Raw genomic sequence first — 22,400 nt, 5'->3', positions numbered from 1 at the left:
GGGCCGTCAGTCCTCGAGACGTCCGTCGTCGATGTCCACGGTCATGGTTCCGGGTGGACAGAGGTCTTCGCGACGGGTGAGGATCAGGTCCGTGGCCGACCGGTGCGGGGCGGGCAGGGCGGCGTAGAGGGCATGGCAGACGTCGGGCCCGCCGATGCCGCCGCCGCGCACCATTCTCGCGACGGCACGGGGGCCACGGTGTCGAGCTGGATGACGTCGATGCCGGGAAACGCGAGCGCGGCGTCTCCCGCCGCCTCCTCGTCGAGCTCGGCCTGCAGGAGGCAGGGCCGGTACCTGGAGGCGCCGGACGGCCCTGGCGGGCCGGCTCCTGGTGGAGCGGGCGGACCGTGCCTGATCAGCCGGTGAGCCCGATCGTCCGCTTGGCCAGCTCGTAGGCGGGGAGCATCGCCTTGTGCTCCCCGGCGTCCAGCCCGCCCAGGTGCACCAACACCGGACCGCGCGGCGTGCTGACGGCGAAGGCCCGCTCGGGCTTGGGCCCGTCGGTGAACTCGCTGCTGATGGTGTAGGTCACCTCGGTGGCCGGCAGGGCTCCCGCCTTCGTCTCCTGGTACGCGATCTTCGAGGCGTTCTTCTCGGCGCCGACGAACGCCTCGAGCACCTCGCGCGGCGCCGCCTTCGCCTCGTCGCCCGTCCAGACGCGGAGGAAGCCGATGTTCCCGGCCGGCTTGGCGTCGACCTCACAGGAGAGGGTGACCGTGCCCTGCTCGGCCAGCGCGGCGAAATCCGGGTCCTCCGCCACCGTCACCTTCTCCGCCGTCCATGTGGGCGCCGTCTCGAACGACACCGGCAGCACACACGGCGTGCCCTTGCCACCGATCACGACGCCCTTGGCGATCTGGGCGCTCGGCTTCGGCTTCTCGGCCGCCTTCGCGGGCGGAGCATCCGGCGCGGCCGGCTCCGACGAACACCCCGCCAGCATCACCCCGCCCGCCACCGCCACCGCGACGCCCCACGACACCCCGTACCGCCCCATGAAGATCCCCACCCCTGAGCCTGACCGATCGGTTGATCGAACGCCGCACGCTACCGCACGGGTACCGAGCAGCCGTGCGCGGCCGCCGACCGGTCCGCGAAGCGCTTCAGCGCGGCGCGCAGCCCGGGGCGGTCCAGGTCCGGCGCCGCCTCGCGGAGCGCATCGGAACGGGGGGCGACGGTGTAGAGCGCGGTGGCGGCTTCAGGGACTCGGAGGCCCGGGTCCGGCTCACCGCCGTGCCACGCCGGTCGCCGAGGCGGCCGGGACGTGCGCGGGGCTGGTGGACACGGTGACCGCCCGTGCCTGGGGCGTACGGACGGCCCTGGCCGCAGCTCGACGTCCGGGAACAGGGCCCGCACCTGCCCGGCCGCCCCTGCCCGCCACACCGGGCCCCCGTCCATGATCGACCGCCGCACGCTGCCGCACCGTCCGCGGCGGCTACCCTGGTAGGTCGACCCCGTCCCCCTGCACAGGAGTGAAATGGCCGTCAACCTGGTCAATGTCGAGGCAGTCAGCAAGGTGTACGGCACCCGTGCCCTGCTCGACGGTGTCTCCCTCGGTGTCTCGGAGGGGGACCGGATCGGTGTCGTCGGACGCAACGGGGACGGCAAGACCACCCTCATCCGGATGATCGCCAAGCTGGAGGAGGCCGACTTCGGGCGGGTCACGCACAGCGGTGGGCTGCGGACCGGGGTGCTCACGCAGCACGACTCGCTCGACCCGGCCGCCACCGTGCGGCACGAGGTCATCGGCGACCTCGCCGACCACGAGTGGGCCGGCAGCGCCAAGATCCGGGACGTGCTGACCGGGCTGTTCGGCGGGCTCGACCTGCCGGGGTTCCCGCAGGGCCTCGACACCGTCATCGGGCCGCTGTCCGGTGGCGAGCGGCGCCGTATCGCGCTCGCGAAGCTGCTGATCGCCGAGCAGGACCTGATCGTCCTCGACGAGCCGACCAACCACCTCGACGTCGAGGGCATCGCCTGGCTCGCCCGCCACCTCCAGGCGCGGCGCTCCGCGCTCGTCTGCGTCACCCACGACCGCTGGTTCCTCGACCAGGTCTGTACGCGCATGTGGGACGTCCAGCGCGGGGCGGTCCACGAGTACGAGGGCGGCTACTCCGACTACGTCTTCGCCCGTGCCGAGCGTGAGCGCATCGCCGCCACGGAGGAGGCCAAGCGGCAGAACCTGATGCGCAAGGAGCTGGCCTGGCTGCGGCGCGGCGCCCCCGCCCGTACCTCCAAGCCGCGTTACCGCATCGAGGCCGCCAACGAGCTGATCGCCGACGTGCCGCCGCCGCGCGACACCAGCGAGCTGATGAAGTTCGCCAACGCCCGGCTCGGCAGGACCGTCTTCGACCTGGAGGACGTGACCGTCACCGCCGGTCCGAAGGTGCTGCTCAAGCACCTGACCTGGCAGCTCGGCCCCGGCGACCGCATCGGCCTCGTCGGGGTCAACGGCGCCGGCAAGACCTCCCTGCTGCGCGCCCTCGCCGACGCCGCCACCACGCACGGCGAGCAGCAGCCGGCCGGCGGGCGGATCGTCGTCGGCAAGACGGTCCGCCTCGCGTACCTGTCGCAGGACGTCGCCGAACTGCCGCCCGCCCTGCGCGTACTGGAGGCCGTCCAGCAGGTGCGGGACCGTGTCGACCTCGGCAAGGGCCGGGAGATGACGGCGGGGCAGCTGTGCGAGCAGTTCGGCTTCACCAAGGAGAAGCAGTGGACGCCGGTCGGGGACCTGTCCGGTGGTGAGCGGCGCCGCCTCCAGCTGCTGCGGCTGCTGATGGACGAGCCGAACGTCCTCTTCCTCGACGAGCCGACCAACGACCTCGACATCGAGACGCTCACGCAGCTGGAGGACCTCCTCGACGGCTGGCCCGGTTCGATGGTCGTCATCTCCCACGACCGGTTCTTCATCGAGCGGACGACGGACAAGACCTTCGCGCTGCTCGGCGACGCCACGCTGCGGATGCTGCCGCGCGGGATCGACGAGTACCTGGAGCGGCGCCAGAGGATGATCGAGACGGCCGTCCCCGTACCGGCCGCCGCGTCCGCTTCCGCGCCCGCCAAGGAGAAGTCGGCGGGCGACGCCCGGGCCGCGAAGAAGGAGCTGCAGAAGATCGAGCGCCAGCTCGACAAGGTCTCCGAGAAGGAGGCCAAGCTGCACACTCAAATCGCCGATAACGCCACGGACTTCGAGAAGGTGGCGAAACTGGACGCGGAGCTCCGGGAACTCGCCGCCCAGCGCGAGGATTTGGAGATGCGCTGGCTGGAACTCGCCGAAGACGCCTGACCCTCAGGGGTACGTGGCGAAGGCGTGGAGAGCGGGTAACGAGGGCATCACAGGCCGGTCCTCCCTTGGGTACAGGGGCGGACCGGCCCGTTTCGTGTCGGTGCCGAGTGATAGAAAGAAGCCCCGCTCGACTCACGTAACACTGCGGAATCCATGTCCGATTCGCTCCTTTCCGGCGGTACGTGCGCGCCGGAATCGCGGGGGAGGCCGGTCGGGCAGCGGGCCGCACGAAGGGGGAAGCGCTGATGAGTCAGCCGCCCAGCCAGCAACCGCCGCAGGGGGGCTTCGGGTCTCCGCAGGACCCGCACCAGCAGCCTCCCCAGGCTCCGCCCATGCCGCCGGCCGCCGCGCCCGGTTACGGCGCCCCACACGGCGCGTCCGCCCAGCCCCCTGCCGGTCGGCCCCCTGCCGGTCAGCCGCCGGTCCCGCCGCAGGCGCCGCACGGCCAGCCGCCGGCCGCCGTCCCCGGTTACGGTGCGCCGCAGCCGCCCGCCGGCCAGCCCGGCCAGCCGCCGGTCCCGCCGCAGGCGCCGCACGGCCAGCCGCAGATGCCCGGCCAGCCCCCGGCCGCCGCGCCCGGTTACGGGTACCCGCAGACACCTCCCGGCCAGCCGGGGTACGGCTACCCGCAGGCTCCCGGCCAGCCGCCGCAGCCCGGCCCGTACGGCGCGCAGCCCGGACCGTACGGCCAGCAGCCCAACCCCTACGGCGGCCACCCCGGTCAGCCGCAGTACCCCGGTGCGCCCACTCCGCCGCCGGCCGGCAGGAACAGCCCCTTCAAGGGCAAGCCGGCCGCCATCATCGGCGCGGCCGTCGCCGCCCTGCTGGTCATCGGCGGCGGCACGTACCTCGCCCTCAGCGGCGACGACACCGACCCCAAGAAGCCCGACGCCAAGGGCGGCTCCAGCGCCGCGCCGAACCCGACCGGCTCCGACGACGTCGACCAGGGCGACGGCACCGGCGGCCGCGACGCCAACGACGACCTGAACGCCGGGCGCAAGAAGGGCGAGGCCAAGGTCGAGTGGCTGAACACCAACGACGTGGACCTGCCGCGCAACGGCGCTGACGTGTACGGCCCGTGGGTCGTCGGCGACACCGTCGTCAAGGCGATGTACAAGAGCGTCGTGGGCTACTCGGCGACCGACGGCAAGAAGAAGTGGGAGGTGCCGTTCACCACCGAGGTGTGCGCCGCCCCGGTCGAGCCCTCCGCCGCCGGCACCATCGTCATCGGCGTCAATGACACGGCCGGCGAGAAGGCCGACTGCACGGTCCTCCAGCAGATCGACCTGAAGACCGGCAAGGCCGGCTGGAAGAAATCCGTCCCCAAGGGCACCGGCTTCAGCTCCCTGTCCGAGATCACGCTCGCCATCACCGGCAACACCGTGACGGCTTCCGCCACCAACAACTCGTACGGCTTCTCCCTGGCCGACGGCAAGCAACTGTTCGGCAAGCCCGACTCCGACTGTCAGCCGTTCGCCTTCGCGGGCGGGCCGAAGCTGATCGCCGCGGCCAGCTGCCGCACGGGTGACTACAACAAGTCCCAGCACGAGGTCAGCGAGGTCGACCCGACGACCGGCAAGCCGAAGTGGACGTACAAGCTGCCGGTCAACTGGGAGGTGACCAAGGTGTTCTCGGTCAGCCCCCTGGTCATCTCCACCGAGAACCGCGACACCGAGAAGTGGAGCATCATCGCGCTGACGGACGCGGGCAAGCTCCGCTCGACCCTCGACGGCGGCAAGGACAAGTTCCAGCCCAAGTGCGGCGGCTCCTTCGTCGTCCTCGCCGAAAACCTCCAGGGCTGCGTCGGGGTCGCCGCCGACGCGAGCACGTTCTACATGTCGACGGTGCCCACCCAGCTCACCAACGGCACCAATGACGTCGTGGCGTTCAACCTGGACACCGGCAAGCCCAAGTGGCGCGCCGCCGCGGGCCCGCAGCGGACGATGACGCCGCTGCGCATGGAGGGCGGCGACGTCCTGCTGTACATGGAGGGCTCCTGGGAACGCGGCGGTGCCGTCGCGACCCTCGCGCCGACGGGCGGCAGCCCGAAGGTGCTGCTCCAGCACCCGGCGTCCACGGCCCAGATCGAGAGCGACTTCTACTCGCCGCGGTACGCGTACGCCGATGGCCGCTTCTTCATCGCCAGCGGCCGCGTCAGTGCGCGCAACGACGCCGAGGAGAAGCAGACGAAGACGATGATGGCCTTCGGCAAGTGACGGCGGGCCCAGTTCGATGGCAACTGGGCGACACGCGGGAAGTGGTGGTCATGACGGCCTTCGGCCCGTGACCGCGTCCTGACGTCCGACGCACTCAACCCGATGTCCTTTTCCAGACCTTCAGAGGTACGTACCCCATGACGCAGCCACCGCCGCCGCCGAACCAGCCGCCCAACCAGCCCCCCTCGGGTGGCTTCGGTGCCCCGCAGGAACCCCAGCCGGGAGGCTTCGGCGCGCCCGCCCCGCCGCCGCAGAACCCGGCGTACGGATACCCCCAGGCCCCCCAGCCGCCCCAGACGCCTCCTCCCGCCCAGCCCCCCGGCTACGGCTACCCGCAGGCTCCCGGCCAGGCTCCCGGTGGGTACGGCTACCAGCAGCCCGGTGGGTACGGCTACCCCACCGCCCCCGTGCAGCAGCCGGTGCCGCCGCAGGGCGGCGGGCGCAAGAAGCTGTCCGCGCAGATGCAGATCATCATCGCCGCGGCCGTCGCCGTGGTCCTGATCATCGGCGCCGGTATCTGGTACGCCGGCTCCAAGGAGGACCCCTCGAACGACGCCAAGGGAGGGTCCTCCGAGACCACCGGAGGTGGCGGCAACACGGCCCCGGACGGCGGCGGCAAGGAGAAGGCGCCCGCCAACACCCAGGCCAAGGTGGCGTTCCAGCTGCCGCTGCCCAAGGTCACGGACCTCACCGATGTGACCGGCTCCTGGATCACCGACAAGGCGTACGTCAAGAGCGGCGTCGAGTCGGTCGTCGGCTACGACATCGACAAGGGCACCCCCCTGTGGACCACCCCGCTCCCCGGCCAGGTCTGCGCGGCGTCCCGGCACGTCAAGGACAACAAGACCGCCATCGTCTTCGAGGCCGCCAAGCGCGTGCCGCCGCAGAACTTCCAGCCCTGCACCGAGGTCGGCGTCATCGACCTGGTCACCGGCAAGCTGCTGTGGCGCAAGTCCGTCACGGGCACCGACTCCGGTGACAGCAAGGCCGGGTTCGACGAGGTGACGATCGGCGCCACGACCGTCGCGGCCGGTGGCACGGACGGCGGCGCGGCCTGGGACCTGGCCACCGGCAAGCTGCTGTGGAAGCCCGAGGTCAACGCCGAGGAGTGCGAGGACCGGGGCTACGGCGGCGGCGACGCCCTGGTGGCGGTGCGGCTGTGCGGTCCGATCGACACCCCGGACACGTTCATCCAGAACCTCGACCCGAAGACCGGCGCGCCCATCTCGTCGTACAAGATGCCCGCCGGTGTGGACGGCGCGGGCGTGATCTCCACCAAGCCGCTCGTCGTCGCCGCCGACGTCGGTGACACCGCCGGTGACGGCTCGCGCATCTCGGACTTCTTCTCCATCGACGAGAAGACCGGCAAGCTCAAGGTCAAGATCTCGGCGGACGGTGAGCGGTACGCGGCGGAGTGCGAGTCGTCCGGCGTGGAGGTGTGCACCAAGGCGGTCGTCGGCAACAACCGGGTCTACCTGCCCACCGAGGACCACGAGGGCGGCGGTGACTACGGCGACACCAACGAGATCGTGTCCTTCGACCTCACCACCGGCAAGCCCACCACCGACAAGGCCGACGCGGGGGACCGGTACTCGATGTTCCCGCTGCGGATGGACGGCGGCAACATCATCGCGTACAAGAAGGCGCCCTACGACAAAGGCGGGCAGATCGTCAGCATCGACGGCGGGACCTTCAAGCAGACCGTCCTGCTGGAGAACCCGGCCGACAAGTCCGTCGTGCGCGCGGAGCAGTCCTTCGTCCTGGACACCGCGGAGATGCTGTACGCCGACGGCAGGCTGTTCATCGCGGACGACATGTTCAATTCACCGAGTACGTCCACCGAGAGCAAGGACTACCTGGTGATGGCGTTCAGCACCCACTGAGCGGCACTCCCAACCCCCTGGACGGCCCGGCGCATCGGCTTCCCCGACGCGCCGGGCCGTCCACTTCGTGAGCCGCATGTAGCCCTGTTTGACGAAGAATTCGACATTCTGGGGGCCTTCTGACAAGTAGGGGGCGCGCGACGTCGAACAAGCGTGTAGCTTGCCGGGTCAACAGTGCTGGGGGCGGCGGGGGGCCGGCCCCAGGGGGATGGGGGGTTGCTCGATGGGCGTGCGGCTCATGGTGGTCGACGACCACCGACTGCTCGCCGAGGCACTCGCCTCGGCGCTCAAACTGCGCGGGCACCGGGTGCTCGCGGCCACCGCGCCCACGGGGGGCGCGGCCGAGCTGGTGGTGAGCAGGGCGCCCGAGGTCTGCCTGCTGGGGACGGCCGCTCCGGCCGAGCCGGGGGTCTTCGACCCGATCGTGACGATCAAGCGGGAGCGCCCGCAGGTGGCCGTGGTGGTGCTCGGGCCGGTGCCGTCGCCGCGCGGGATCGCGGCGGCCTTCGCGTCCGGCGCCTCCGGTTACGTACGCCATGACGAGCGCATCGAGGGCGTGGAGCGCGCCATGCTGAAGGCCAGGGCGGGCGAGGCGGCGGTGGCGCCACAGCTGCTCCAGGGCGCCTTCACCGAGCTGCTCAACCCGGTCGCGCAGCCCGACGACGAGGGGCAGCGGCTGCTGCGGATGCTCACGCCGCGCGAGGTGGAGGTGCTGGTGCGGGTCGCGGAGGGCGAGGACACGCGGCTGATCGCGGCGGGCATGAACATCGCGCCGAGCACCGCGCGTACGCATGTGCAGCGGGTGCTGATGAAGCTGGGCGTCGGGTCCCGGCTGGAGGCCGCCGCGCTCGCCGCCCGTACGGGGCTGCTGGAGCGGGCGGCGTCAGGGGTGCCGAAGGGGCCGGACCCCGTCTGAGGCGGTCCGGCCCCCGGGCTCATTCGGTGCCGGTGGGCGGCGTCGGCGGGGCCATCGGGCGCAGCCGCAGCCAGATCAGGAAGAACAGTCCGAGGGCGAGCATGCCCAGGCCCGTCCAGAGGTTGATGTTGACGTCGACGGCCTTCTTCAGGTCCGCGTCGGACGCGGTGAGCCCGGCGACGGTGACGATGATCCCGTAGACGGTGAACAGGCCCCCGATGATGCGCCGGATGTCGAAGAGGCGGGCGGCGGTGGCGGACTTCTTCTCCAGCTCGGAGACTTCACGCTGCAGTTCGGACATGGGTCGGTGCCTCCGGGGCGGTCAGAAGGAGTACGGCAGGTAGCAGGCGGCGGCCAGGACGACGGCTCCCCAGCCCAGCAGGGCGGGCCGGCGGTACCAGGCGTCGTCGCCCTCGGACGGCGCCTCCTCCATGCCCGGCGACCTCGTCCCGTACACCAGGCCCGCCAGCTCCGCCTCGGGCTTGGGTGCGGTGAAGAGCGTGACGGCGACCATGACCACCGCACCGGCGACGAAGCCGACGATCGCGGAGACGAAGTTGGCGCCCTGGTCGGTGGGGATGGCGATGACACCCTGCTTGTAGATGACGAAGTAGTTCACCATCGCGGCGACCGTGCCCGCGATCAGGCCCCAGAAGCCCGACTTGACCGAGGCGCGCTTCCAGAACATGCCGATGATGAAGACGACGAACATCGGCACGTTGAAGAAGGAGAACAGGGTCTGCAGGTACCCCATGATGTTGGAGAAGCTGGCGGCCAGGAACGCCGTACCGATGGAGGCCAGGACGCCGATCGCGGTGATGAGCCGGCCGAAGCGCAGGTAGTAGGTGTCGTCGCGGCCCTTGACCACGTACTTGGCCCAGATGTCGGCGGTGAAGACGGTGTTGAACGACGACACGTTGGCCGCCATGCCGGCCATGAAGGCGGCCAGCAGACCGGTCACGGCTATGCCCAGGACGCCGTTGGGCAGCAGCTCCTGCATCAGCAGCGGGATGGCGTCGTTGTAGGTGAGGTCGGAGCCCGCCGTGCCGATCTTCGGTACGAGGACGGCGGCGACCAGGCCGGGGATCATCACCACGAACACGATGAAGATCTTGGGGAAGGCGGCGATCAGCGGGGTGCGCTTGGCGGCCGACAGGTTCTTCGCGGACAGGGCGCGCTGGACCTCGGCGAAGTTGGTGGTCCAGTAGCCGAAGGAGAGCACGAAGCCGAGGCCGAGGACGATGGTCAGCCAGTTGGCGCCCAGCGGGTTGGGGTCGCCGATGCCGGTGCCGCCCCAGGCGGTCAGGAAGTCGGAGCCGTGGTTCTTCTCCAGCGAGCCGGTCAGGCCGTCCCAGCCGCCGACCCGCTTCAGGCCGAGGACGGTCAGCGGGATGAGCGCGGCGAGGATGACGAAGAACTGCAGCACCTCGTTGTAGATCGCCGAGGACAGGCCGCCGACGGTGATGTACGCGAGGACGAAGAAGCCGGCGACGACGATGGAGACCCACTGCGGCCAGCCGAGCAGCGCCTCGACGACGATCGACAGGGCGTAGAGGTTGACGCCCGCGATGAGGATGGCGGCGAACGCGAACAGCACGGAGCTGAGCAGGTGCGCGGGCCTGTCGAACCGCTGGAGCAGGAACTCCGGTACGGAACGGACCTTGGAGCCGTAGTAGAAGGGCATCATCACCAGGCCGAGGAAGACCATGGCGGGGATGGCGCCGATCCAGTACCAGTGGACGACGGCAACGCCGTACTGGGCGCCGGTCGCGGCCATGCCGAGGATCTCCGTCGCACCGAGGTTCGCGGCGACGAAGGCCAGCCCGGTGACCCAGGCGGGCAGGGAGCGGCCGGAGAGGAAGAAGTCGAGGCTGGTCTTCACGCTCGCCCGGGCGGCGAAGCCGATGCCCAGGACCACGGCGAAGTAGATCGCCAGAATCGTGTAATCGAGCCCGTTGGTGGGGAGCCGGAGCCCGTCGGCCAGGTAATGCATGAGTACTCGCTTCGTCGCGTGAACTGATCACGCCGGAACCTACGCCTCCGCGTTCATGATCTGAACAGTTCTGTTCGTTTTCTTTGTTTGATTGTGATCGGGTGAGGTGAAATGTCTGGAGCAAGCGCTTACTGGGCCGCCATGCGGTGAGCATTGACGGGCACTGTTGAGCTGTGGTTGGTTATGTTTGTTTCTGTTGGGTGTGTGTGAGGCGTCCGAGGAGTCCGCGAGTGAAGAAAACGTCGACCCGGCTGGCCGACGGCCGGGAGCTGGTCTATTACGACTCCCGGGACGACGCCGTACGCGACGCCGTCGACCAGCGCCCCCTCGACCCCATCTCCACCACCTCGGAGATCCGCCACGACCCGCTGCTGGGTGACTCCGTCGCCATCGCCTCGCACCGCCAGGGCCGCACCTACCACCCGCCCGCCGACGAATGCCCCCTGTGCCCCTCCCGCGACGGCCGGCACAGCGAGATCCCGGACGGCGACTACGACGTGGTCGTCTTCGAGAACCGCTTCCCCTCCCTCGCCGGTGACTCCGGCCGCTGCGAGGTCGTCTGCTTCACCTCCGACCACGACGCCTCGTTCGCCGACCTCGCCGAGGAGCAGGCCGCCCTCGTCCTGGAGGCCTGGACCGACCGCACCGCCGAACTCGCCGAGCTGCCGGGCGTCAAGCAGGTGTTCTGCTTCGAGAACCGGGGCGCCGAGATCGGCGTCACCCTCGGCCACCCGCACGGCCAGATCTACGGATACCCCTTCACCACCCCGCGTACGGCGCTGATGCAGCGCTCCGCCGCCGCCCACCGCGCCGCCACCGGCCGCAACCTCTTCGACGACCTCGTCGAGCGCGAGCGCACCGACGCCGAACGGGTGGTCCTGGAGAGCGACCAGTGGGTCGCCTTCGTGCCGTACGCCGCGCACTGGCCGTACGAAGTGCACCTCTACCCCAAGCGGCGCGTACCCGACCTCCGGGCGCTGGACGAGGACGCGCGCACCGAGTTCCCCCAGGTCTACCTGGAACTCCTGAGGCGCTTCGACCGGATCTTCGGGGACGGTGAGCCGCCGACGCCGTACATCGCCGCTTGGCACCAGGCGCCGTTCGCGGACCCCGGGCGCGACGACTTCGCCCTGCATCTCGAGCTTTTCACCATCCGCCGCACTTCCGGCAAGCTGAAGTTCCTCGCGGGCTCGGAATCCGGCATGAGCGTGTTCATCAATGACGTGCCGCCGGAGGCCGCGGCCCGCCGACTGCGAGAGGTAGCGACCACGTGAGCAGCAGGAAATATCTGGTGACCGGCGGCGCCGGCTACGTCGGCAGTGTGGTCGCCGCCCATCTGCTTCGGGCCGGGCACGAGGTCACCGTCCTCGACGACCTGTCGACCGGCTTCCGCGAGGGCGTCCCGGCGGGCGCGCACTTCATCGAGGGCCGCGTCCAGGACGCCGCCCGGCACCTCGACGGCTCCTACGACGGCGTCCTGCACTTCGCCGCGTTCTCGCAGGTCGGCGAGTCCGTCACCGACCCCGAGAAGTACTGGGTGAACAACGTCGGCGGCACCGTGGCGCTGCTGGCCGCGATGCGCGACGCGGGCGTGCGCCGCCTGGTGTTCTCCTCCACGGCCGCGACGTACGGGGAGCCGGTCTCCACTCCCATCACCGAGACCGACCCCACCGCCCCCACCAGCCCCTACGGCGCCTCCAAGCTCGCCGTCGACCACATGATCACCGGTGAGGCCGCCGCACACGGCCTGGCCGCCGCCTCGCTGCGCTACTTCAACGTGGCGGGCGCCTACGGGGAGTGCGGCGAGCGCCACGACCCCGAGTCCCACCTCATCCCGCTCGTCCTCCAGGTCGCGCTCGGCAAGCGGGCGTCGATCTCCGTGTACGGCGACGACTACCCGACCCCCGACGGCACCTGCGTACGCGACTACATCCACGTCGCCGACCTCGCCGAGGCGCACCTGCTGGCGCTCGACGCGGTGGTGCCCGGCGAGCACCTGATCTGCAACCTCGGCAACGGCAACGGCTTCTCGGTCCGTGAGGTCGTCGAGACCGTACGGGAGGTCACCGGCCACCCGGTGCCCGAGGTCGTCGCCGCCCGCCGCGCCGGCGACCCGGCGGTGCTGGTCGCCTCCGCCGCCACCGCGCGGGAACGGCTGGGCTGGAAGCCGTCGCGGCCCGACCTGGCGGGCATCGTGGCGGACGCGTGGGAGTTCGCGAAGGCGAGAGAGGCGGGGGCATGAGGAGCGTCGCGGAGGATTTCCAGGAGCTGTACGGGTACGCCCCGGAAGGCGTGTGGGCCGCGCCCGGCCGGGTCAACCTGATCGGCGAGTACACCGACTTCAACGACGGCTTCGTGATGCCGCTGGCGCTCCCGCACACCGCCGTCGCCGCCGTGGCGCGCCGCACCGACGGGCAGTTGCGGGTCCACTCGGCCGACACCGACGAGGGCGTGGTCCAGCTCGGCATCGACGCCCTGGAGCCGCTCGCGGACACCGGCTGGGCCGCCTACCCGGCCGGGGTGGTGTGGGCGCTGCGCGAGGCGGGCCACGCCGTCACGGGCGCCGACATCCACCTGGCGTCCACCGTCCCCACGGGCGCCGGACTGTCGTCGTCGGCCGCCCTGGAGGTCGTCACCGCGCTCGCCCTCACTGACCTGTACGGGCTCGGGCTGACCGCCCGGCAGCTGGCCGTGCTCGCCCAGCGGGCCGAGAACGCGTTCGTGGGCGTCCCGTGCGGCGTGATGGACCAGATGGCGTCGGCGTGCTGCGCCGAGGGTCACGCCCTGTACCTCGACACCCGCGACCTGACCATGCGCCATGTGCCGTTCGACCTCGCCGCCCAGGGGCTGACGCTGCTGGTCGTCGACACCCGGGTGAAGCACGCGCTCGGCGACGGCGCGTACGCCGAGCGGCGCGCCGGGTGCGAAGCGGGCGCGCGGGCGCTCGGCGTGCGTACGCTGCGCGACGTCCCGTACGTGCAACTGCCCGATGCCGTGCGGCGGTTGGGTGACGAAACGGTTCGCTGCTACGTCCGCCACGTGGTGTCCGACAACCACCGCGTCGAGCGGACGATCGCCCTGCTGGACGCGGGCGACGTGCGGGCGGTCGGGCCGGTCCTCACCGAGGGGCACGCCTCGCTCCGCGACGACCTGCGGGTGTCGTGCCCGGAGCTGGACCTGGTGGTCTCGGCCGCGACCGCCGCCGGGGCGCTCGGCGCGCGGATGACGGGCGGCGGGTTCGGCGGTTCGGCGATCGTGCTGGCCGAGGCGGTGGACGCGGACACGGTGACCAAGGCGGTGGAGGAGGCGTTCGCGGCGGCCGGGTACACGGCGCCGCGGGTGTTCCCGGCGGTGCCGTCGGCGGGGGCGCGCCGCGTCGGCTGAGCGGACGGCTTCCGACTGCCCACGGATACCGGTGAGTTTGCGGAAGTCGCCCTCCCCTCCGGCCGCCCCGCCGTACTCTAATGCACGGCACCGGTGGGGGCCGGTGTTGATCAGGGGGCGAGACAGCCGGGTACGACGCCCGGGGCGGGGGTAACAGTCACTGCACGGCGGCGGCCGTGCGACCACTGGCCACCTCGGGCTCCGGGCGCCGTACCCGCAGCTGCTCCGCTTCTCGACACATGGGGGTGTCAGTGGTCCGTATCCGGGTTCTGGTGGTGGACGACCACCGCATCTTCGCCGAGTCGCTGGCCGCCGCTCTGGCGGCCGAGCCCGACGTGGACGTCGCGGCGGCCGGCAGCGGCCCCGCCGCGCTGCGCTGCCTGGACCGGGCGGCGGCCGAGGGCCGCAGGTTCGATGTGCTGCTGGTCGACGCCGACCTGGGGGCCGCGGCCGCGTCGGCGGTCGCCCGCGCCGTACCGGACCACGGGGAGGGTGTCGTGGACGGCATCTCCCTGGTGACCGGGGTGCGTGAGGGCCGGCCGGAGGTGCGTACGGTCGTGCTCGCCGAGAAGGACGACCCGCGCCGGGCCGCGCTCGCCCTCCAGGCGGGCGCCTCGGGCTGGGTCGCCAAGGACTGCTCGCTGCAGCGGCTGCTGACGGTGATACGCGGCGTACTGCGCGACGAGACGCATCTGCCGCCCGCGCTGCTCACCGGGGTGCTGCGGGAGCTGACGGCCGCGCGCAAGCACCGCACCGAGAGCGAGCGGCTGGTGGAGTCGCTCACCCCGCGCGAGCGGGAGGTGCTGCGCTGCATGGTGGCGGGCCTGGGCCGCAAGGCGGTCGCCGACCGGCTGTTCCTGTCCCCGCACACGGTGCGTACGCATATGCAGAACGTGCTGGGGAAGCTGGGCGTGCACTCCACGCTGGCGGCGGTGGCGCTGGCCCGCCGGGCGGGTGTGGGGCCGGCCGACCTCGGGCCCGGGTCAGCCGGGGATGTTGTCGAACGGGGCGGTCAGCTGGCGTAGCAGCGCGGCCAGTTCGGCGCGCTGGGCGCGCGAGAGCTCCGCGAGGATGGCCCGTTCCTGGGCGAGGAGGCCGGCGAGGGCCTGGTCGGCGCGGTCGCGGCCCTCGGGGGTGAGGCGGACCAGCACGCCGCGGCGGTCACTGGGGTCGGGCAGCCGCTCGACCAGGCCCTTCTTGGCGAGCCGGTCGATGCGGTTGGTCATGGTGCCGGAGGTGACCAGGGTCTGGGTGAGCAGCTGGCCGGGGGAGAGCTGGTACGGGGCTCCCGCGCGGCGCAGCGAGGTGAGGACGTCGAACTCCCAGGGCTCCAGGTTGTGCTCCGAGAAGGCGAGCCTGCGGGCCCGGTCGAGGTGGCGGGCCAGCCTGGAGACGCGGCTGAGCACCTCGAGCGGTTCCACGTCGAGGTCGGGGCGCTCGCGGCGCCATGCAGCGACCAGTCGGTCGACCTCGTCCTCCATGGCGATCAGTGTAGGCGATCTGTCGACATGAAGTCTCTTGACGTCAAGAAATATTCACCTGGACCATTGGGCATGACGGGGCCGGGACTCTGTTCCGCTTCGGTACTCCGGTCCAGCAAGGGGGCTCGAACATGTATTCCGCACCAATCTGGGATCCACAGCAGTACCTGCGCCATTCCTCGCACCGCACCCGACCGTTCCTCGACCTGCTCGCCCGCATACCCGAGCTGCCCGCCACCGCCGAGGGCCGCTCTCCCCGCATCGCCGACCTCGGCTGCGGCCCCGGCAATGTCACCGCACTGCTCGCCGAGCGCTGGCCCGACGCGCGCATCACCGGCTTCGACCTCTCACCCGAGATGCTGGAACAGGCGAAGAAGAGTTACGCCGGCACCACCGAGGGCGGCGGCTGGCTCGACTTCCGCCCGGCCGACGCCGCGCACTGGACGCCGGAGGAGCCGTACGACCTGATCATCTCCAACGCGGCGCTCCAGTGGGTGCCCAACCATCCCGAGTCGTTCCCCGCCTGGACCGAAGGACTCGTCCCCGGCGGCACCCTCGCCTTCCAGGTGCCCGCCAACTTCACCTCGCCCAGCCACGCGCTCCTGGGCGAGCTGTGCGAGACCCCGCAGTGGCGGGCCCGCCTCACCGGCCACGGCCGCCGCTTCGTCCACATCCTGGACGCCGCCGACTACCTCACCCGGCTGGCCGACCTCGGCCTGACCGTGGACGTGTGGGAGACGGTCTACTCCCAGCTCCTCCAGGGCGAGGACCCCGTGCTCGACTGGGTGAAGGGCACCGCGCTGCGGCCGGTCCTCACCGCCCTGGACGGTGACGACGAGGCCGTCGCCGAATTCCTCGCCCAGTACCGCGACCTGCTGCGCAAGGCCTACCCGCCCGGCCCGCACGGCACGGTCTTCCCGTTCCGGAGGATCTTCGCCGTGGCCCGTAAGTCGGGGTGACCCGGCGCGTCCTCACTCCTGGGGGTGATCCACTGGCATATGCCCACACCGGGGCGCCGCGCACCCGTAGCGTCCCGGTGTCGCTTGTGTCGCAGTGACGCACACGCCCACACTGACGGAGGAGGTGCTGCACGATGACCGCTCTCGCACATGAGGTGATCCCGGTGGTGGAAAACGAGCCGGTCTCCGAGCTGGACGAGCTCCTGTGGCGGACCTGGAAGGCCATGGAGCTCCCCGAGGGGTACCGGGCCGAGATCATCGAGGGAGCAATCGAGGTGTCGCCCACCGGCCGCCGCCGTCACACCGTGCTGATCAATCGTCTGCGCCGGGCCCTGGACGCCCGCCTCGCGGGCACCGACTTCGCGTCCTACCAGGACGGTAACGTCATCCACCAGCGCAAGGTCTGGATCCCCGACCTCTTCGTCGCCTCCGACGATCTGGACGAGATCCCGGACGAGGAGGACCTCGGCGTCGACGTCGCCGGAGTGGCCCTGGTGGTCGAGGTGGTCTCGCCCGGCCGGCGGAACATCGAGCGCGACCGGGTCCGCAAGTGCCGCGAGTACGCCCGTGCGGGCATCCCCGTGTACGTGATCATCGACGACTTCGACGAAGACGGGGCCATCCTCGTCCTGAGCGAGCCCAACCCCGGCAAGGAGAGGTACGAGGACGAGCACCGCGTCCCCTACGGCACCGACGCCGTCATCCCGAACGGCCCTGCCAAGGGCTTCACCATCGGCAAGGCCATCACTCGGGCATAACCGCCTGCGTACCGGCGCGCCGGCCGCGACCAGCACGCACCGCGTCAGCTCTTGCGGTGCCCTATCAGCCGCGGCTTGGGCTCCAGGCCGTCCAGGCCGTGCCAGGCCAGGTTCACCAGGTGCGCCGCGACCTCCGCCTTCTTCGGCTTGCGGGCGTCCAGCCACCACTGGCCCGTCAGGGCCACCATCCCCACCAGCGCCTGGGCGTAGAGCGGGGCCAGCTTCGGGTCGAAGCCCCGGGCCTTGAACTCCAGGCCCAGGATGTCCTCCACCTGCGTGGCGATGTCCGAGATCAGCGACGCGAACGTGCCCGTCGACTGCGCGACCGGCGAATCCCGCACCAGGATCCGGAAACCGTCCGTGTACGTCTCGATGTAGTCCAGCAGCGCGAACGCGGCCTGTTCCAGCAGCTCGCGCGGGTGCCCGGCGGTCAGGGCGCCGGTCACCATGTCGAGCAGCTGGCGCATCTCGCGGTCCACGACGACCGCGTACAGGCCCTCCTTGCCGCCGAAGTGCTCGTACACCACCGGCTTGGAGACCCCGGCCTTCGCGGCGATCTCCTCCACCGAGGTGCCCTCGAACCCCCGTTCGGCGAAGAGTGTGCGGCCGATGTCGAGCAGTTGCTGCCGGCGTTCCGCGCCCGTCATCCGGACCCGGCGCCCGCGCCTGGGTTTGTCGCTGCTGCTGGTGCTACTGCCGTCGATCGCCACACCGTCCATCATGCCGCGTTCGCGGCGCGGTCCTGGCGTCGGGCTTCGATCCGCTCGGCGGTCGGCCAGCGCACGTCGTACGCCCAGCCCAGCTTCTCGAACCAGCGGATCAGCCGGGCGCTGGAGTCGATCTGGCCCCGCATCACGCCATGACGTGCACACGTCGGGTCGGCGTGGTGCAGGTTGTGCCACGACTCACCGCACGACAGCACCGCCAGCCACCACACGTTCCCGGAGCGGTCCCGCGACTTGAACGGTCGCTTGCCCACCGCGTGGCAGATCGAGTTGATCGACCACGTCACATGGTGCAGCAGCGCCACCCGCACCAGCGAGCCCCAGAAGAACGCCGTGAACGCCCCCCACCACGACATCGTCACCAGACCGCCCACCAGCGGCGGGATCGCCAGCGACAGGACCGTCCAGCCGATGAACTGCCGCGAGATCCGGCGGATCGCCGGGTCCTTGATCAGATCGGGCGCGTACTTCGCCTGCGGGGTGCGCTCCTCGTCGAACATCCAGCCGATGTGCGCCCACCACAGGCCCTTCATCAGCGCCGGTACGGTCTCGCCGAACCGCCACGGCGAATGCGGGTCGCCCTCCGCGTCCGAGAACTTGTGGTGCTTGCGGTGGTCCGCCACCCAGCGCACCAGCGGCCCCTCCACCGCCAGCGACCCCATGATCGCCAGCGCGATCCGCAGCGGCCGCTTCGCCTTGAACGAGCCGTGCGTGAAGTAGCGGTGGAAGCCGATCGTGATGCCGTGGCAGCCGATGTAGTACATCGCCACCATCAGCCCCAGATCCAGCCAGCTCACGCCCCAGCCCCAGGCCAGCGGCACCGCCGCGAGCAGGGCCAGGAAGGGCACCGTGATGAACAGCAGCAGCGTGATCTGCTCGATCGAACGTTTGCTGTCCCCGCCGAGCGTGGCGAGAGGCAGGTCCGGGGAAGCGGAAGCGGGCGGGTCCGAAGTCTCGAGCACGTCGGAGCTAGTGGTCATGAAGTCCCCTGGGGGTGAGGGATACAACGGAAGCAGTGGCTACGGTTCCGTAACCTACGGCGACGTAAGTATGGCAGCGGTTCGGCACGCGGCAAGAGGCCTGCGGTCGGCCCGCCAGGAGGGGCACCTATCCTGGGTGTCGTCGGACAGCGCGGTCCGCAGCCTCCAGTACCCCTCCAGACGTGCTCAAACACTGCAAGGAGCCGCACCTGTGAGCAGTGCCGACCAGACCCCCTCCGCCAGCGCCGAGCTGCGCGCCGACATCCGCCGACTGGGCGACCTGCTGGGCGAGACCCTCGTACGGCAGGAAGGACCCGAGCTCCTCGAGCTCGTCGAGAAGGTCCGCCACCTCACGCGCGAGAACGGCGAGGCCGCCGCCGAGCTGCTCGGAGACACCGACCTGGAGACCGCCGCCCGCCTGGTGCGCGCCTTCTCCACCTACTTCCACCTCGCCAACGTCACCGAGCAGGTCCACCGCGGCAAGGAACTGCGTGAGAAGCGCGCCGCCGAGGGCGGCCTGCTCGCCCGCACCGCCGACATGCTCAAGGACGGCGACCCCGAGCACGTACGCGAGACGGTCAAGCACCTCAACGTCCGCCCCGTCTTCACCGCGCACCCCACCGAGGCCGCGCGCCGCTCGGTCCTCAACAAGCTCCGCCGCGTCGCCGAACTGCTCGAAACCCCGGTCATCGCCTCCGACCGGCGCCGCCACGACCTGCGCCTGGCCGAGTCGATCGACCTCATCTGGCAGACCGACGAGCTGCGCGTCGTACGCCCCGAGCCGACCGACGAGGCCCGCAACGCGATCTACTACCTCGACGAGCTGCACGCCGGTGCCGTCGGCGACGTCCTGGAGGACCTCGCCGCCGAGCTGGAGCGCGTCGGCGTCGAGCTGCCCCCCGGCACCCGCCCACTGACCTTCGGCACCTGGATCGGCGGCGACCGCGACGGCAACCCCAACGTCACCCCCGCCGTCACCTGGGACGTACTGATCCTCCAGCACGAGCACGGCATCACCGACGCCATCGAGCTGATCGACCACCTGCGCAGCCAGCTGTCCAACTCCATCCGCTACGCAGGCGCCACCCAGGAGCTCCTCGACTCCCTCCAGCAGGACCTGGAGCGGCTCCCCGAGATCAGCCCCCGCTACAAGCGCCTCAACGCCGAGGAGCCCTACCGGCTCAAGGCCACCTGCATCCGCCAGAAGCTGGTCAACACCCGCGAACGCCTCGCCAAGGGCACCGCGCACCAGGAAGGCCGCGACTACCTCGGCACCGCCGAGCTGATCGAGGACCTCACCCTGGTCCAGACGTCCCTGCGCGAGCACCGCGGCGGCCTGTTCGCCGACGGCCGCATGGACCGCACCATCCGCACCCTGTCCGCGTTCGGCCTCCAGCTCGCCACCATGGACGTACGCGAGCACGCCGACGCCCACCACCACGCCCTCGGCCAGCTCTTCGACCGCCTCGGCGAGGAATCCTGGCGGTACGCGGACATGCCCCGCGACTACCGGCAGAAGCTCCTCGCCAAGGAACTGCGCTCCCGCCGCCCGCTGGCCCCCACGCCCGCCCCGCTGGACGCGGCCGGCACCAAGACCCTCGGCGTCTTCCACACGGTCAAGGAAGCCTTCGAGCGCTTCGGCCCCGAGGTCATCGAGTCCTACATCATCTCGATGTGCCAGGGCGCCGACGACGTCTTCGCCGCCGCCGTCCTCGCCCGCGAGGCCGGACTCATCGACCTGCACGCCGGCTGGGCCAAGATCGGCATCGTGCCGCTGCTGGAGACCACCGACGAGCTCAAGGCCGCCGACGTCATCCTCAACGACATGCTCGCCGACCCCTCCTACCGGCGCCTCGTCTCGCTGCGCGGCGACGTCCAGGAGGTCATGCTCGGCTACTCCGACTCCTCCAAGTTCGGCGGCATCACCACCAGCCAGTGGGAGATCCACCGCGCCCAGCGCCGACTGCGCGACGTCGCCCACCGCTACGGCGTACGCCTGCGGCTCTTCCACGGCCGCGGCGGCACCGTCGGCCGCGGCGGCGGCCCCTCGCACGACGCGATCCTCGCCCAGCCCTGGGGCACCCTGGAGGGCGAGATCAAGGTCACCGAGCAGGGCGAGGTCATCTCCGACAAGTACCTCATCCCCTCGCTCGCCCGCGAGAACCTGGAACTGACGGTCGCCGCCACCCTCCAGGCCTCCGCCCTGCACACGGCGCCCCGCCAGTCCGACGAGGCCCTCGCCCGCTGGGACGCGGCCATGGACGTCGTCTCCGACGCCGCCCACACCGCGTACCGCAAGCTGGTCGAGGACCCCGACCTGCCCACGTACTTCCTGGCCTCCACACCCGTCGACCAGCTCGCCGACCTGCACCTGGGCTCGCGGCCCTCCCGCCGCCCCGGCTCGGGCGTCTCGCTCGACGGACTGCGGGCCATCCCGTGGGTCTTCGGCTGGACCCAGTCGCGGCAGATCGTCCCGGGCTGGTACGGAGTCGGCTCGGGCCTCAAGGCACTGCGCGAGGCCGGCCTCGACGCCGTACTCGACGAGATGTACGAGCAGTGGCACTTCTTCCGCAACTTCCTGTCCAACGTCGAGATGACCCTCGCCAAGACGGACCTGCGGATCGCCCGCCACTACGTCGAGACCCTCGTGCCCGAGAACCTCCGGCACGTCTTCGACGACATCGAGGCCGAGCACGCCCTGACCGTCAGCGAGGTGCTGCGCATCACGGGCGGAGAGAAGCTGCTCGACTCCAACCCGGTGCTCCAGCAGACCTTCGCCATCCGCGATGCCTACCTGGACCCGATCTCCTACCTCCAGGTCGCCCTGCTCGCCCGCCAGCGGGCCGCCGCCGAGCGCGGCGAGGAGCCCGACCCGCTGCTCGCGCGGGCGCTGCTGCTCACGGTGAACGGCGTGGCGGCGGGCCTCCGCAACACCGGCTGACACGCACCGACAAAACGAGGGGGCGCCCGGAGTCCACCGGGCGCCCCCTCGCGCGTCACAGGGGAATCAGGGCTGGTTCTTGGCCCTGCCGAGACGGGACACCAGATAGGCGCCGCCCGCGACGAGCGCGGCCGCGACGCCCACCAGGACGCCGACGGGGGCGGAACTGCCGGTCTCGGCGAGATCGCCGCCGGTGGAACCGTTCGGGGAGGGTGCGGCGGGCGCGGACGACGCGCCGGCGGCCGTGGCGGGACCGGCCGAGGCATCCGCCGAGGCCTCCGAGGAGGGCCGCTCGCCGGGCTCCGACGCACCCGGCTCCTTCGTACCGGGCTTCTCGTCGCCGGCCTCGGAGCCGCCGTTCTCGGAGCCGCCGGGCTCGGCGTCGCACGCGGACCAGAAGACCTTCTGCTTGGCGCGGCCGTGCTCGCCGTCGAAGGTCCAGAACAGCTTGTAATGACCGTCGGGCAGGGTCAGGTCGCCGGTACGACCGTGCCCGGTGCCGTCCAGCGTCAGCGAACCGGACTCGACCGTCTCGCCCTTGACGCCGGCGGTCGGCGCCCAGGCCTCGATGTGCCAGTCGACCTCCTGTCCGCCGTCGAAGCCGAAGGCATCCAGGTAGAAGGTGCACACATGAGGTTCGTTCTTACGGAGCTCCTCACCGGTCCCGGCGTCGTGAATCTTCACGGTGCCGTTGTCGCCGGGAGGGGTGGCCCAGGCGGTGAAGGGGAACAGAAGGGAACAGGCCGCGGCCGTCACCAGCACGCTGCTGGGCGTGAGAATGCGCATGGGCAGTCCAACGTGAGAGGGGGGAGGGGCCGTGGGGGGCGGCTGAAGCTTCGTGTGACTGACTGAACCCCGTCAAGACACCCGGCGGCACATAC

Annotated in this window: 20 protein-coding genes; 11 read left to right on the top strand and 9 right to left on the bottom strand. The window is 71.0% G+C overall.

Features of this window, described 5'->3' with window-relative positions; translation table 11 throughout:
* Positions 1-6 precede the first annotated feature (6 nt).
* From BKD26_RS40300 to BKD26_RS39800, 3 genes are all read right to left on the bottom strand, one after another.
* Positions 7-174: a hypothetical protein gene (locus BKD26_RS40300; protein WP_179166582.1), complete on the bottom strand. Its 168-nt coding sequence runs from the start codon at positions 172-174 to the stop codon at positions 7-9.
* A 181-nt stretch (positions 175-355) separates the two neighbouring features.
* Complete coding sequence (locus BKD26_RS18190; RefSeq protein ID WP_241518711.1) at positions 356-1,006, bottom strand: lipoprotein; 651 nt, start codon at positions 1,004-1,006, stop codon at positions 356-358.
* A 38-nt stretch (positions 1,007-1,044) separates the two neighbouring features.
* Positions 1,045-1,410: a hypothetical protein gene (locus tag BKD26_RS39800; protein WP_143662666.1), complete on the bottom strand. Its 366-nt coding sequence runs from the start codon at positions 1,408-1,410 to the stop codon at positions 1,045-1,047.
* Positions 1,411-1,474: 64 nt separating this feature from the next.
* On the opposite strand from BKD26_RS39800, the gene BKD26_RS18185 reads away from it, so the two are divergent.
* From BKD26_RS18185 to BKD26_RS18170, 4 genes are all read left to right on the top strand, one after another.
* Entirely contained in the window at positions 1,475-3,283 is a 1,809-nt protein-coding gene (locus BKD26_RS18185; protein WP_084899123.1) for an ABC-F family ATP-binding cassette domain-containing protein, read from the top strand.
* A gap of 245 nt (positions 3,284-3,528) precedes the next feature.
* Positions 3,529-5,499: a PQQ-binding-like beta-propeller repeat protein gene (locus tag BKD26_RS18180; RefSeq protein ID WP_084899122.1), complete on the top strand. Its 1,971-nt coding sequence runs from the start codon at positions 3,529-3,531 to the stop codon at positions 5,497-5,499.
* A 137-nt stretch (positions 5,500-5,636) separates the two neighbouring features.
* Positions 5,637-7,382 (top strand): PQQ-binding-like beta-propeller repeat protein, encoded by a 1,746-nt coding sequence (locus BKD26_RS18175; RefSeq protein WP_084899120.1) that lies wholly within the window; start codon positions 5,637-5,639, stop codon positions 7,380-7,382.
* A 223-nt stretch (positions 7,383-7,605) separates the two neighbouring features.
* A complete protein-coding gene (locus BKD26_RS18170; protein ID WP_084899119.1) occupies positions 7,606-8,298 on the top strand; it encodes a LuxR C-terminal-related transcriptional regulator in 693 nt (230 codons plus the stop codon).
* A 19-nt stretch (positions 8,299-8,317) separates the two neighbouring features.
* Here BKD26_RS18170 and BKD26_RS18165 read toward each other — a convergent pair whose 3' ends face one another.
* Complete coding sequence (locus tag BKD26_RS18165; RefSeq protein ID WP_084899117.1) at positions 8,318-8,599, bottom strand: hypothetical protein; 282 nt, start codon at positions 8,597-8,599, stop codon at positions 8,318-8,320.
* Between the two features lie 21 nt (positions 8,600-8,620).
* Positions 8,621-10,291, bottom strand: coding sequence for a sodium:solute symporter family protein (locus BKD26_RS18160; protein ID WP_084899116.1), 1,671 nt, complete (start codon positions 10,289-10,291; stop codon positions 8,621-8,623).
* Between the two features lie 230 nt (positions 10,292-10,521).
* Here BKD26_RS18160 and galT point away from each other — a divergent pair, with 230 nt between their 5' ends.
* From galT to BKD26_RS18140, 4 genes are all read left to right on the top strand, one after another.
* The gene (gene galT / locus BKD26_RS18155) at positions 10,522-11,565 is read left to right on the top strand and encodes a galactose-1-phosphate uridylyltransferase (RefSeq protein ID WP_084899114.1); all 1,044 of its coding nucleotides are present in this window, start codon (positions 10,522-10,524) and stop codon (positions 11,563-11,565) included.
* The gene (gene galE, locus BKD26_RS18150; RefSeq protein ID WP_084899113.1) at positions 11,562-12,533 is read left to right on the top strand and encodes a UDP-glucose 4-epimerase GalE; all 972 of its coding nucleotides are present in this window, start codon (positions 11,562-11,564) and stop codon (positions 12,531-12,533) included. The genes galT and galE overlap by 4 nt, the downstream gene beginning before the upstream one ends.
* A complete protein-coding gene (gene galK, locus BKD26_RS18145) occupies positions 12,530-13,675 on the top strand; it encodes a galactokinase (RefSeq protein ID WP_084899111.1) in 1,146 nt (381 codons plus the stop codon). The genes galE and galK overlap by 4 nt, the downstream gene beginning before the upstream one ends.
* Before the next feature lie 239 nt (positions 13,676-13,914).
* A complete protein-coding gene (locus BKD26_RS18140) occupies positions 13,915-14,700 on the top strand; it encodes a response regulator transcription factor (RefSeq protein WP_179166581.1) in 786 nt (261 codons plus the stop codon).
* On the opposite strand, the gene tamR is transcribed toward BKD26_RS18140, so the two are convergent.
* Positions 14,659-15,156, bottom strand: coding sequence for a MarR family transcriptional regulator TamR (gene tamR, locus BKD26_RS18135; protein ID WP_073757514.1), 498 nt, complete (start codon positions 15,154-15,156; stop codon positions 14,659-14,661). The genes BKD26_RS18140 and tamR overlap by 42 nt on opposite strands.
* A gap of 131 nt (positions 15,157-15,287) precedes the next feature.
* Between tamR and BKD26_RS18130 the strand changes: the two genes are divergently transcribed.
* The gene (locus BKD26_RS18130) at positions 15,288-16,115 is read left to right on the top strand and encodes a trans-aconitate 2-methyltransferase (RefSeq protein WP_084899108.1); all 828 of its coding nucleotides are present in this window, start codon (positions 15,288-15,290) and stop codon (positions 16,113-16,115) included.
* 134 nt (positions 16,116-16,249) lie between these two features.
* Positions 16,250-16,873, top strand: a complete 624-nt coding sequence (locus BKD26_RS18125) for a Uma2 family endonuclease (protein ID WP_084899107.1) — start codon at positions 16,250-16,252, stop codon at positions 16,871-16,873.
* Between the two features lie 44 nt (positions 16,874-16,917).
* Here the strand turns inward: BKD26_RS18125 and BKD26_RS18120 are convergent, their stop codons facing one another.
* Both BKD26_RS18120 and BKD26_RS18115 read right to left on the bottom strand, forming a co-directional pair.
* On the bottom strand, positions 16,918-17,595 hold the full coding sequence (locus BKD26_RS18120) for a TetR/AcrR family transcriptional regulator (RefSeq protein WP_084899105.1): 678 nt from the start codon (positions 17,593-17,595) through the stop codon (positions 16,918-16,920).
* A complete protein-coding gene (locus tag BKD26_RS18115; protein WP_084899104.1) occupies positions 17,592-18,578 on the bottom strand; it encodes a fatty acid desaturase in 987 nt (328 codons plus the stop codon). Before BKD26_RS18115 ends, BKD26_RS18120 begins: the two co-directional genes overlap by 4 nt.
* Positions 18,579-18,789: 211 nt before the next feature.
* On the opposite strand from BKD26_RS18115, the gene ppc reads away from it, so the two are divergent.
* Complete coding sequence (gene ppc, locus BKD26_RS18110) at positions 18,790-21,519, top strand: phosphoenolpyruvate carboxylase (RefSeq protein WP_084899102.1); 2,730 nt, start codon at positions 18,790-18,792, stop codon at positions 21,517-21,519.
* A gap of 66 nt (positions 21,520-21,585) precedes the next feature.
* On the opposite strand, the gene BKD26_RS18105 is transcribed toward ppc, so the two are convergent.
* Positions 21,586-22,305 (bottom strand): hypothetical protein, encoded by a 720-nt coding sequence (locus BKD26_RS18105; protein WP_084899100.1) that lies wholly within the window; start codon positions 22,303-22,305, stop codon positions 21,586-21,588.
* Positions 22,306-22,400 lie beyond the last annotated feature (95 nt).

The sequence above is a fragment of the Streptomyces sp. CB03238 genome (genome assembly GCF_002099185.1).
Taxonomy (GTDB): Bacteria; Actinomycetota; Actinomycetes; order Streptomycetales; family Streptomycetaceae; genus Streptomyces.
The sequence above is the reverse complement of the archived record's forward strand: the minus strand, read 5'-3'. Positions and strand labels throughout refer to the sequence as shown.